Origin of the sequence: Flavivirga amylovorans (assembly GCF_030540875.1) — a bacterium.
Taxonomy (GTDB): Bacteria; Bacteroidota; Bacteroidia; order Flavobacteriales; family Flavobacteriaceae; genus Flavivirga; species Flavivirga amylovorans.
In genome coordinates this window covers 171754-185717 of sequence record NZ_JAUOEM010000003.1, presented here as the reverse complement: position 1 = coordinate 185717, position 13964 = coordinate 171754, and the positions used below count along the sequence as shown (strand labels likewise).

Annotated in this window: 7 protein-coding genes; 2 read left to right on the top strand and 5 right to left on the bottom strand. The window is 33.8% G+C overall.

Annotated elements, in window-relative coordinates; genetic code table 11:
* The first annotated feature begins 333 nt into the window (after positions 1–333).
* The gene (locus tag Q4Q39_RS09365) at positions 334–3402 is read left to right on the top strand and encodes a SusC/RagA family TonB-linked outer membrane protein (RefSeq protein WP_303282169.1); all 3069 of its coding nucleotides are present in this window, start codon (positions 334–336) and stop codon (positions 3400–3402) included.
* A 15-nt stretch (positions 3403–3417) separates the two neighbouring features.
* Positions 3418–4881 carry a RagB/SusD family nutrient uptake outer membrane protein gene (locus tag Q4Q39_RS09360; protein ID WP_303282168.1) on the top strand — a complete coding sequence of 488 codons (1464 nt, stop codon included), beginning with the start codon at positions 3418–3420 and terminating at the stop codon, positions 4879–4881.
* Between the two features lie 364 nt (positions 4882–5245).
* On the opposite strand, the gene nhaB is transcribed toward Q4Q39_RS09360, so the two are convergent.
* The 5 genes from nhaB to Q4Q39_RS09335 all read right to left on the bottom strand — a co-directional run bounded on the left by nhaB (position 5246) and on the right by Q4Q39_RS09335 (position 13960).
* On the bottom strand, positions 5246–6715 hold the full coding sequence (gene nhaB / locus Q4Q39_RS09355) for a sodium/proton antiporter NhaB (protein ID WP_303282167.1): 1470 nt from the start codon (positions 6713–6715) through the stop codon (positions 5246–5248).
* A gap of 292 nt (positions 6716–7007) precedes the next feature.
* The gene (locus Q4Q39_RS09350; RefSeq protein WP_303282166.1) at positions 7008–8834 is read right to left on the bottom strand and encodes a pyruvate kinase; all 1827 of its coding nucleotides are present in this window, start codon (positions 8832–8834) and stop codon (positions 7008–7010) included.
* Between the two features lie 18 nt (positions 8835–8852).
* Complete coding sequence (locus tag Q4Q39_RS09345) at positions 8853–9953, bottom strand: adenylate/guanylate cyclase domain-containing protein (RefSeq protein ID WP_303282165.1); 1101 nt, start codon at positions 9951–9953, stop codon at positions 8853–8855.
* A 25-nt stretch (positions 9954–9978) separates the two neighbouring features.
* On the bottom strand, positions 9979–10809 hold the full coding sequence (locus Q4Q39_RS09340) for an SDR family NAD(P)-dependent oxidoreductase (protein WP_303282164.1): 831 nt from the start codon (positions 10807–10809) through the stop codon (positions 9979–9981).
* Between the two features lie 34 nt (positions 10810–10843).
* Complete coding sequence (locus Q4Q39_RS09335) at positions 10844–13960, bottom strand: efflux RND transporter permease subunit (protein WP_303282163.1); 3117 nt, start codon at positions 13958–13960, stop codon at positions 10844–10846.
* Positions 13961–13964: the final 4 nt, after the last annotated feature.

Below are 13964 nucleotides of genomic sequence, written 5' to 3'. Positions count from 1 at the left end.
GCTAATTAAGTGGCTCAGGTAAAGTTTCATTAATTTCGTGTTATTTTACAATTAAAATGTACAATAAATACTCAATGAACTCATTTATAGACATACTAGATTTAATATTAGAGCATTTTTTATTTAATTATATAAAAACCTTTGTTCTTTATGCAAGTCTTTTGAGATGAGTATTTTTGAATTATAGTTTTATTTTTAATAGGTATCTAGAATATGGAAGTTGGTAAGGTGATATGCAAAACATATATCATTATCTTAAGATGCAGTAGTCAAAAAATAAGGCTATTGTTTATTTGCATTGCAACGCTGTTTTTCCAACTTACAGGAAATGCAATGATTATAACAGTATCTAAAGAATCTACACTACCTACAGCTTCATATACTCTTCAAAAAAGTATTACGGGAAAAGTAACCAACAATAAAGGCTTTCCTTTAGTTGGAGTAAATATAGTTTTAAAAGGAACTTCCATTGGTACCACTACTGATTTTGAAGGCAATTATAATATTACCATTTCTAATAATAATAATAATAATAATAATAATAATAATAATGCTATACTAGTGGTTTCATTCATTGGATATATCACCCAAGAAGTAACTGTTAGTAATCAAAATTTGATTACTATTCAAATGCAACCAAAAGTGGCCGATTTAGATGAAATAGTCATTGTTGGCTATGGAAGTAAAAAGAAAGAAGACCTTACAGGTGCTATAGCAACCATTAAGCAGGAAAACTTTACAAAAGGAGTCAATTATGATGCTACACAACTCATTAATGGAGCTTTATCGGGTATTTATGTAAGTCAAGTAAATTCAGCACCAGGATCTCGCTTAAAAGTACAAATTCGTGGCGCTGGGTCTATTAATAGTGATAACTCTGTATTGTTTGTAGTTGATGGTTTACCCGGTGTAGATCCACAATCTTTGAGCATTGGAGATATTGAAAGTATAGATGTTTTAAAAGATGCATCGTCTGCAGCTATTTATGGTACTCGAGCAGCAAATGGTGTCATCTTAATCAGCACTAAAAAAGGAAGTATTGGTAAACCTCGTTTATCTTATAACACGTATTTTGGTATTCAAAGTGCTACAAAACATCTTGATGTACTTGAAGCAACTGAATATGCTACTCTTGTGAACTCCAGAAGTCCAGGCACCTTTACTCAAGAGCAAATCATTTCTTTTGGAAAGGGTACTAACTGGCAAAATGAAATTTTTAGGGAAGCCATAGTTCAAAACCACCAAATATCGTTTTCTGCTGGCAATCCCAAAACTAACTATTATTTAGGCTTGAATTATTTTGACCAGCAAGGAATAGTCAAAAGTTCTTCCAGTCAGAAGTATAATATCAGACTAAATGTTCAATCTAAACCTATAAAAAAACTTTTAATTTCTGTTAATGCCAACTACACGCATCAAACAAATGATGAGATTTTGTTCTCAAATCGCGCAAACGAAGGAGCAGGCCCTATTAATTCAGCCATTCAATTCGACCCAACACTCTCTCCTGAGTTAGATGAAAATAGACGTTATTTTTTAAATCCAACTATAGCTTTAGATAATCCACTAGCTTTAATTAACGGTATTAACAATGAATCTGTTCTTAACAGGTTTTATACTACAATAAGCTCTGAATACGAAATCACCAGCAATATTAGCACTATGCTCCGCATAGGAACTGAATCAAACTGGTCTCGTACTGATTTTTTCAAAGATCGATCCACAATAATGGGATTAAGCAATGGAGGTATTGCTGAGATTGATACAAATGAAAAAACACATTGGTTAGTGGAAGCATTAATAAAATATCAAAAATCTATTAATAATGAACATAATTTTAATTTTTTGTGTGGTGCAACCTTTGAAGATTTTACTTCCAGAAGTTTTAGGGCTACAGCAAGTAATTTTCCACCTAATGTAACTGGTACAGATTTATTGCAAAGTGGTGATGAAAATATTGATAATCTATTTAGTGATAAGTTCAAAAACCGTTTAAACGGCTTTATTGGAAGGCTAACTTATAATTATAAGGAGAAGTATCTTTTAACAGGAACATTCAGGATAGATGGCTCTTCCAGGTTTGCTCCAGGTAATAAATATGGCTTTTTTCCATCTGGATCTATTGCATGGAAGCTAAGTGAGGAACGTTTTATTAAAAAGTTTAAACCAATAAATAAACTTAAAATCAGATTGGGATATGGAGTACTTGGTAATCAGGGTATCAATAATTTTGAAACAAGACGAACACTAACTGTGGGCAGCAATTCAGTGTTTGGAGGATCTGTAGCACAAGGTGTTAGTTTAACCAGATGGGCTAATCCAGACTTGAAATGGGAATCAACAAAAGAGATAAACGTAGGAATTGATTTTTCTATATTAAATAATAGACTTTCAGGCAGTCTGGATTATTTTGATCGTAGAACTACAGATCAATTATTTAATAAACCTATATCTTCAGTTGTGGGGTTTAAGGGCGTATTTACCAATTTTGGAGAGGTACAAAACAAAGGATTAGATATTAGTTTAAAGACACTTAATTTTGATTCTGAATCATGTCAATGGAGTTCTAGATTAGCAATATCCTTTTTGAATAACAAGGTAAAGAAATTACCTGATTTTGCACAAGAAATTATTGGTAGCAATATTGGAACTTTCATTTCGCAATACACAATTGTTCGTGAAGGATCTCCATTAAGATCTTTTTATGGCTATGAAATTGATGGTATTTTTCAATTAGGTGATGACATTGAGAATTCTCCAACTCCTTTTCCTGTTGCTGAAGGGTATGCTGCAGGTATGCCACGCTTTGTAGACCAAAATGGTGATGGAGAAATAAATGCAAACGATAGAGTCATATTAGGAGATCCCTTTCCTGATTATAGTTTTGGGTTTGGTAATTCTTTTAAATACAAAAACTTTTATGTAGACACCTTTTTACAAGGAGTTATTGGGATAGAGAGTCTTGATGCTAATGCCTTGGAGTCTCTTTATCCTACAAATTCTTTTAGAAATTCTATTTCAAGATACTACACAGAACGTTGGACGTCTTCAAACCCAACAAATAAATTACCTTCAGGAGAAACCCCCAGTTTGTATGGTGGTGCTTTGTCTATAAACTCATTAACTGTTACTGACGCTTCTTTCATTAGACTTAAAAACATTACATTAGGATATAATGTGCCTTTAAAAAACACATTGGGTATATCTTCTTTAAAAGTTTTTTTAGCAGCTGACAATCTATTCACAATTACAGATTTTGAAGGATATGATCCAGATGCCAGCGCTACTTCAGTGAACCCAAGTGGAACTATGGGATCTGATATAACTGCAGTGGCCAGAGTGAGTTATAATAGCTATCCTTTAGCAAAAACAATAAGGTTAGGATTAGATGTTAAATTTTAAAACAAAAGACATATTATGAAAATATATATATTGGTTTTTGTTACGATCTCAACGATACTTAGCTGTGATAATTTTTTAGAAGAAGAGGTTTTCACAGAAATTGACCCTTCTACCTTTCTAAAAGATATAGAAGGTGTTAATGCTTTACTTACAGGAGCCTATAGTAAATTTGCCATCAGTAATTTCTCTGGCAATAATTACTTTTGGCTACAAGAAGTAAATACAGATATAACATGGGGATCTGGTGGTGGAGTTAACGCACTACTCTTACCTTTAACTGAGTTTACATGGGATTCTGGGCATCCGTATTTTGCTTCTCAATTTGATAAGTTTTACGAAGCAATTGCCACAGCAAATAATGTCCTTATGGAAATAGAAGAACTTGATAATTTAAATGATGCTATTAAATTACAAGTCCAAGCAGAAGCAAGATTTATAAGAGGAACATCTTATTATATACTACATGGCTTTTTTGGACCTACCCAAATAATAGAAATCCCAAAAGATGCAACAATTGATGAAATAGAAACCATCGTTAGAAGTACACCAAGAGCTACTGAAAGCGAATATAGAGATTATGTACAATCGGACTTGAGGTTTGCTACAGACAACTTAACCTATGGAGGTGTTTCTAGTAGAGCAAACAAAGGTAGCGCTTTGTCTATTTTAACCAAGTTCTATCTCAATAATAAACAATGGATAGAAGCATCAGTTTCTGCTGAAAAAGTAATATCTGAAGGTGGATATGACCTTTATGGTGATTATCTAAATCTATTTTCAGTAAATGGTGAAAGTAATAATGAATATATATTTAGATTTGAAAACCTAGTGGGAAGCAATCAACAACATGTATATATTCCATTGGCATTTCCACCTAACTACCCCATTCAAAGCAATTGGGAAAATTTTGGTGCTCAAGCCAGAACTTATACTGCATTTTTCGAAACTTTTGATTTAAATGATGTGCGAAAGCAATCTTTCATAAAAGAATATACCTCTGTAACAACAGGTGAGTTAATCTTATTAGACAGAGATACACAAGGCAATGCCCTAGACAATGTACGTAGCTTTAAATATGTACCTGACCCCAATGCTTTAGGACGATATAACGGGAACGATGTCCCTTTAGTACGTTTGGCCGATATTATTCTTGCAAAAGCTGAGGCATTGAATGAAATAAATGGTCCAAATCAAGAGAGTATCGATTTGATTAATATCGTTCGTAATCGTGCAGCAGTAGAATCTATTAACTTATTTGATTTTGCCGATAAAGATAGTTTAAGAGACTATATTTTAGAAGAAAGAGCACGAGAGTTTTTTACAGAGAGCTTGAGAAGGGACGATTTAATACGACACGGGAAATTTATTGAGAGTGCCATATCTAGGGGAAAACCCGCTCAAACTTTTCATATTCGTTACCCACTTCCTCAGGAACAAATAGACCTTAATCCCAACTTAGAGCAAAATGATGGTTATTAAGAAGTCTAAGTATATTTTTATAAAAATTAATACTATCGTACTTATCACCTGATATAGAGATACAAATTAATTAAATATCCGTTTTTCATCATAATCCAGTAATCTGTGAATACATTTGAATTGACTAAAAAGTAAGATGATGATTTTTTCTTTAAGCAAGCCACAAAATCAAGGCACAGCCATAGCTATGGCTTTATTTTTCTGGTAAAACAGAAAGGATAAAGGGTGTTTTATTCCAATAAATTCAAATGGCAAATAGTATTATAAGCGAAAAATCGCCCCATCACTAGAACGATTTTTCTAAAAAAACTAACTACTAACCAAAACTGAAAATGTTGTTTATATCTTAAAAATTCTATTTGTTTTACAAAAAATAAATAATACCAGCTAATCCAACCAAGCCCATAACAATAGTATATGGCAATGCCATTTTAACCATCTTCATATAAGATAAACCGATAAGTGGAGCTAGTGATGATGTTAGCAAAAATAGAAATGCGGCTTGCCCATTTGGCGTAGCTACACTAGGTAAATTTGTTCCTGTATTTATAGCAACAGCAAGTTGCTCTAATTGTAATCTTGATATAGCCCCTTGATTAAAAGCTTGTTTTACTTCACCTATGTAGACTGTGGCTACAAATACATTGTCGCTAATCATTGACAACACCCCATTGGCAACATAAAACATAGCGGGTTGATCTTCCGGATTTAAGGTTAAAGCCCAACTAATAATGGGTTTAAACAGATGCTGATCGTGTATCATGGCAACAATAATAAAAAACACTACAATAAGCCCTGTAAAAGGCAAGCCTTCTTCAAATGATTTTCCCAACTGATGTTCTTCGGTAATCCCCATAAAAGCAGTTTGTACAATAATAAGTGTCAAACCTATAAAACCTACAGGCGCTAGGTGAAGCGCTAAAGCTGCAATAAGCAATAAAGCAGCAATGCCTTGTACCAATAAACCATATTTAGCTTTTACAGATCTATTTGTATCTTCTTCTTTTGTATAATTCTCTATAATACGTCTAGCTTCTTCAGGCAATTGAGCACCGAAACCAAATATTTTTGTCTTTTCTAATATAAATGTAGTTAACAATCCGGCAGCTAAAACAGGCAATGTTATGGGTGCCATTTTGAGAAAGAAGGTTATAAAATCCCATCCTAATTTTTCACCAATTAGTAAATTTTGTGGCTCTCCTACCAGCGTACAAGCACCACCTAATGCGGTACCTACTACACCATGCATAATTAAGCTTCGTAAAAAGCTTCTAAATTGATCTAAAGTCTTGCCGCTTAATTCTTTTTTATCTAAAACGCCATTATGGTCATAATCACTTTTACCCGAATGAATTTTATGGTACACTCCATAGAAACCTACCGCAACACTAATAAGTACTGCAGTAACGGTAAGTGCATCTAAAAATGCCGATAATACAGCTGCAATAAATACAAAAAGTACCGATAACAATATTTTAGATTTCACCTTTATAAACACCTTACTAAAAAGATACATCAATAGAGGTTTCATAAAGTAAATACCTGCAACCATAAAGACCAGTAATAGCACAACCTCTAAATTTTGAATGACCTCGTTCAACGCATTTTTAGGTGTAGTAAGGCTAAGTAATAAAATTTGAATAGTTAATAAGCCACCTGATTGTAACGGATAACACTTTAGAGCCATTGCTAGGGTGAAAATAAATTCACCTATAATAAACCAAGCGGTTATAGAAGGCCCAAAAATGTAATACGAAAATACATTGAATATAAAAAATCCTATCATTACTGCTTTAAACCATCTGGGGCTATCACCTAAAAAGTATCGTAACATATTATATATTTTTAAAAAGTTATTTTTTGAAAAAATGTTTACTCTATTTGATAACAAACTTATAAAGCAACTGCTACGATAAGCGTGATATATGTCAATTAATAATGAGAACAGCTATTTTTTTATAACCGTAAACCAAGTTACTACTGATGTAGAATCCATTTATCTAAATGAGTTCCTTATAATTATAGCAAAAAGCCCGTAACAAACTATAATTACGGGCTTTTACCAGATACTCTATCTATAGAATATCTTAACCAACCAAAACTAACTATGAAAATAAACAAACGTTCTATGCTGTCAATACATCCATTTTTGACAGCATAGTTTCTTTTTTATCTTGAGAAACTTCCATTTTTGAAAGAATGACATGCAATAAATGAATAGCTTCGTTTATATACGGCCCTTTATTTAACATGACACATTCTGCTTTTAATGCGGTGGTGGCATCTGTTATCTCAGATCTTGACGGCAACCCTTTCTTCGCTAAACTTTCTAATACCTGAGTAGCCCAAATCACTGGTATATGCGCAGCACCACAAATAGCAAGTATTTCTTGTTGAATATTGTCTATGTTATCCCAACCTGTTTCTACAGCTAAATCACCTCTAGCTATCATCACCCCTACTTGTTGCATTTTCATGGCCTCGAGCAATATAGACACTAGGTTATTGAATGCATATTTCGTTTCTATTTTTAAAATAATATCCATTTTATCTAATGTGTTCAGCTTTTCAAGTTCTTGATAAAGTTCTTTTACATCTTCGGGACTGTTTACAAATGAAAAATTAATAATATCGGCATGTTTCGCTACAAAGTGTAAATCCATTTTATCCTTTTTAGTGAGTCCAGAAATAGCAAGCTTGGTATCTGGAAAATTCATGCCTTTATAGGCTTTTAAATTAGAACCCGTATCTTTAGCTAAGGTTATTTTAACTATAAACTTTGTTTCGTTAGCTTCCATAATAACTCCTTCTATTTTACCATCATCAAATAGTATTTTCTCGCCTGATTTAATATAATCGAACACTTCGGGAAGTTGACAGGATATTATTCCTGGCTTGGTAAGTGCACCGTCTTCATCTATAATAGCCGGTTGCCCCAAAATGTCCTCTCTGGTAATAATTAAGGTATCGTCTTTTCTCAATACTATAGATTGTTCCACAGGTGGTAAATCACCTATAATAACATCTTTAAAAGTTCTATTTTGGCATTTTAATACGCAACCAGTCCCAATGTATGAGGTGTCGTAACAATGTGATGTAACATGTGTAAAACTAACATCAATGATTTTAAGCTTTCTTATTTTTTTTCTAGAATCTATAAATTGAAACTCATCATCTTTTTTAAGCAATCGTAATGCTTCTTGGGAAATGGGTAAGCTATTTATAGGTGATGATGGTGTTATGCTCGATACTAATAGTATTTCTGAAGGCTTTATAATATTACCTGTAACATCTCTTTCTGGCTTAAATTTTCTAATTTTTGGCCCTGGTGCCATTTTTCCTGTTCTTATTTTTGGCCCAGATAGATCCATTGCTATTTTTACATTTTTTCCTAATTTTTTAGAGGCCTCTTTAACGTTTTTAATAATTCCCTCCCAAACTTCGGGAGTATCATGAGCACAATTAATTCTGGCACAGTTCATACCTTGTTTTATCATTTGATACACCATATCATAATCATTAGCAGCCGTATTTGGTTGTGTTACCATAATACGAACACGCCTTCCTTTAGACCTGTATCCTAAAAGTTCTTTGGTATGTTTTGCCAACATACGTTTCCCTTTTTTTATAGACCATGTTTTTTTTAAAGATTTACCTTTATCTTTTCCAATAAGATTAGCTAATACGTAGCGTGTACTTTGAAGACTCGCCATAATATGTGCCTCATCATTAGAAAATCGGGTTAATCCCCAATTTTTAAGATGCTTTTGAATTTCTCTTAAATCGAAAGTTCTCAAAACATTATAATGCAATAAGTTTTGGGCACTTTTACGATATTGCTTAGCCACACCTTCAAGCGTTGCTTCCTGCTTGCTTTCTTCAACTTTAATTTTTTCAATGATTACATCTAGCTGTTTAATCACTTTTAATACTGCAGGTTTTTTAAATTTCATGATTTTTTAATTGATGAATTAATGTTGTTGTTGAACTATTATACCGTGTATTTTAATTTCTTTTAGTTTGCCTTTTAATTTTACATCCCCGAAAAAATGAGAGACTATGCTATGTTGTTCTCTCATAGTTTCCAATAACATTTCTGAAATTAATAATGGTACTTTATACAGATTACAAGCCCCTTGAATTCTAGACGTTGTGTTAACCACATCACCATGATACGCCAATTCTTTTTTGATGACCCCAACTTCGGCTACCATAATCTTTCCACCGTGAACGCCTGCCTTAAATTGGGGTGTTACACCAAACTTATTCATATAAAAATTGTGCTTGTCATCTAATTTTTTCTGAAACGCAAAAAACAACTCAATACAGTTTCTATTATTCAACCCATTTTGAAAGTTCCAGGAGATTACGGCTTCGTCACCTACATATTGATAAATTTCGGCTTGATATTTGTCTACCAGTTCATTAAGGTCATAAAAACAATCTTGTATTAGCTGACTATACTTTAAGTGTCCTAAATGTTCTGCAATAGAGGTGGAACTCTTTAGGTCTACAAACATAAAAATGCGTTGTTCTTCTTTGGGGTATTTATATTTACCGATAAGCAGTTTAAAAAAGATGCCTTTCCCAAATTTCTCAGATACGATAACCACCAATGAAAACACAAATGATGTAAAAGCAACATATAGTAAAACAGGCCAAAATGAACGGTCTTTATACCACCAACCTATTTCCAGAGGAAATTGGTAACCATTGATTCGATATGAAATGTTAATCACCAATTCCGAAATAAAAATCAAGGCTACAAAAACAATAATTACCTGTAATAGTATATTAATCCCTAATGTTATTTTTCTAAGTACGTATTTATCAAAGAAATATTCAACTGTTCCGTAAACGATACCTACGCAAAGCCCTACTACCGTAAAGCCTAACATAACTTGCCTCATATCGTATACACCAGCATAAGAATCCTCAATATGAATGCCTACCTCCGCACTTATAGCATAATATCTAAATATTCCAAACAATGCCATAGCTAGTGTCCAAAATGAGGTAGACTTCCATAAGTGGTTCCTATACTCCCGCAATATGCGCTTGCTTAGTTTCATACACATAAATTTATAAAGCCATTTTTTAAAGTCCTTTTGCTGCTAATCGGTCTAAATATTTTTTACGCCCCTTTTTACCCATGCGTTCAAGCATTGGGTAAAATCTGTCAATCAATCCAGGCATAACTCCTCCTAACAGTCTTGGAAAGATACTGTCTGAATACGGTACATACACCTCTAACTTCTTTTTCTCAATCGCTTTATTAAACCCTTTTAAAATATGCTCTACCGTTGTAGGTGTGCATACAAAATTTAAAACACTACCTCCATTATTGGCTTCGTAACGCAACATTTGGGTATCTACTGCAGCTGAATAGATTCCTGCCACGTGTACTCCAAAAGATTTCATTTCTGAATGGAATGCCATTAAAAATCCGCGTAAACCAAATTTTGCTGCACTATAAATTGAACTAGATTTTAAACCAAAAACACCACCTATAGAAACCGTGTTTACAATATGTCCCTCACCTTTTATTTTCATATGAATACCAGCAGCTCTATTTAATATAATGGCGCTTCGTAAGTTGATTTCGAGCTGTAAATCAACCATGCGTTCACTAATGTCTACCACTTCCCCAGGATGTACCATACCTGCATTGATAAATACAATATGCGGATTGTACTCTGGCATTTTTTCGCAAAATTTGCTCAGTGCATCTCTATTGGTAAGGTCTATAGTAACAGCTTCTGCACTTGGTAAACTTTCAACTAAAGCCTCATTGGCTTCCTGATTTATATCTGCCAAAATAAGGTGGTAGCCTTTCTCAGCTAAATCTTTAGAAACTCGCGAACCTATGTCTCCGCAAGCTCCCGTAATAAGGGCACTTTTTCTCTCAGATGTTGTTATAGTATCCATGATATTCTTTTTTAAAAATTAATATTCTTTTTATTTAATCGTCTAATAATTTTTCATCAAAAACGTAACCTTTGTAATTCACTTTAAAGAGAATACTATAGAATGCGGGTATAAAAACCAGTGTTATTACGGTTCCAAAAAGTAATCCTACCATAATGCTTACGGCCATACCTTCCCACATCTCGCCACCACTTATATAAAGTGGAACTAAACCCAACACCGTAGTACAGGTAGCTAACACAATAGGCCTAAAGCGTTGTAAACAAGCCGTTATGATGGCATCTTTTATAGGTCTCCCCAACTCATTGGTTTCAATTTGCATACGGTCTATGAGTACAATGGCATTATTAATAACGATTCCCGCTAAGGATATAGTTCCCAAAAAGGGCATAAACCCGAAAGGTTCCCTAAAGCATAATAATCCTATAACCACGCCTATTAAAGCTAATGGAATGGTAGCGACAATCATACCCATCTTTCTAAAAGAGTTAAACTGTATAATTAGTAACAACACGATGATAAAGCCCGAAAGCGGTAAGTATTTAATAACTGAACCCATATTTTCGGCAGTATCTTTTTCATCACCACCAAATTCATAGGTATAGTCTTCAGGCCAATTTGCAACTTCGGCACTTAACCAATTGCTCATTTCTGCAGTAATGGATGAAGCATTACCTCCTGCATGCAGCTCGCTGGTAACACTTATTGACCTATTTAAGTTATAGCGTTTTATAGAAGCATATTGCCAAAAAGGCACAATGGAAGCCACTTGTTGTAATGGTACACTTTTACCTGTTGTTTGTGCATATACATTAAGCGTTTGCAATGAACTTAGTGATTGTTCTTTATTTACCTCACCTCGCATTAATATAGGAATTGACTTATTGTCTTCTCTATACTCACCAGTTTGAAAACCATCTAAATTGGTTTGTAGTGACAAGGCGATATCTTGACTACTTACACCAGCTGCTAATGCTCTTTTCTGATCTATTTGTACGACAAACTTTTTAGTTTTCGGCCCCCAGTTATCCTTTACATTTTTTGTTCCTGGAATTTCGGATAATCTACGTTTTACAACCGTTGCTATTTTGGCCAATTCATCAGGATTATCTCCTATAATTTTTATTTCAACTGGTACTAGAGCAGTACCTGCGGCTAATGCTTTTACTTTAACATCTGCATTAGAAAACGTTTCATAAGCAAAGGCATCTAATTTTGAAATCATTGCATTGTTTACTTCAAAAGAAGAGGTATTTACCAAAATATGAGCATAGTTTGAGTTGGCCTCCTCTTGGGTATATCCTAAATCATAAGACTCTGGTCCCTGACCTATGTAAGAAGACCAATCTACGATACCTTCTACCCTTTCAGTATTTACTTGTAAAGAGTCTCTCATATATGTTTCTAGAGATGCTACAGTATTTGAAGTGGTTTGTATTTTAGTACCTTCCGGAAAACTTATATCTACCGTGAACATATTACGGTCACTATCTGGAAAAAATAAAAAAGGTATTTTAGAAAAGCCTACTAACGATAATATAAAGGCTATAGAAATAGCGCCTATCACTTTCCATTTATGGTATAAAGATTTAACAATAATATTTTTATAAGTACGCTTTAAATTATTAATCGCTTTATCAATAGCACTTAGCTTTTTCCCTGCTTTTGGCGTTACTTTTAAAAACAAGTAGCAAAACATGGTTACAATAGTTAGCGCTATAACCCATGATGATAACAAGGCTATGCTAACAACTAAAAATATAGGACCAACAATGTCACCCATGTTAGTAGGCGATAAATAAAAAGCTAAAAATGCAGCAGACGTTGTTAAAGTAGAAATCAATAGCGGAACAAACAACTCAGAACAGGCTGCAATAGCCGCTGCTTTGGGTTTTTGACCAGCTTCTATTTTTACCATAATAGTTTCGGCTACTACAATGGCATTGTCTACCAGCATACCTAATGCCATAATTAGCGCGGCTAATGTGACTTGATTAAGCCCTATATCCATAAGCCCCATAATCAATAAAGTCATTATGGTAACTATGGGAATTAAACTTGCAATCACCATGCCTGTTCTAAACCCTAAAAAGACCAACATCACTGCCAATACAATGCCTATAGATTGCAGCAAATTACTTACGAAATTGTTGACCTTATTATCAATATAAGTATCTAAAGATGATATTCTTTGCAGTTCTAATCCGGCAGGTAATTTATCTTGCCAACGTGTAATTACCTTATCCACTTCTTCTCCTAAACTAATGATATTTGCATTTTTTTTCAAATTGATATGTAATGAAATAGCATCATTTCCATTAACACGAACGCGTTGCTCTGAAGGGTCTACATAACCTTTCGTGACAGATGTTATATCTCCAAGCTTTACTAATTGCACTTCTCCCGAACTTACAGGAATCAACATATTTTTAATAGCATCTACATTATTGAAGTTTCCTGTAGGTTCTAAAATAATACGTTCGTCTCCTAGATTAATTTCTCCTCCAGAGGTTAGTATATTGGTACTTGCAATAAACTCTTGTAATTTTAGTGCAGAAAGTCCATAATTTTTTAAACGCGTGTTATTAAAAGAAATAAATACACGTTCTTTTTGAATACCACCCAGTACTACTTTAGCTGCGTCGGGTAATTTGATGAACTCATTTTTAATAGGGTCTGCATACCTTTTCATTTCGGCATACGAAAAGCCATCAGATACCAAGCCTACCACAATCCCATATACATCACCTATACCGTCGTCATCAAGAAAAGGAGCAATGCCTTCTGGCAGATTTTCCATACCATTTAATTTCCGTCTTAAACGGTTCCATACACTTTGTAAATTATCAGGTCCTACTTCTTCTTTTAGGGTTACTGTAACTACAGATAATCCTGTTCTTGAAATACTTTTCATTTCTTTGAGTTCTGGTAATTCCTGAGAAATTTTTTCTACCTTATCTGTTACTAAAAGTTCAACCCTATCTGGACTCGCCCCTGGGAATTCTGTAACAATATTTGCTACACGTACTGTATAAGGAGGCATACTATCTCTAGATAAACTAGAATAAATGATAATACCCATCAATAGTATGGTACCCAAAACCATTAGGGTAATTCTATTCTTTTCAATGGAAAATTTTGCTAAATTCATTTTA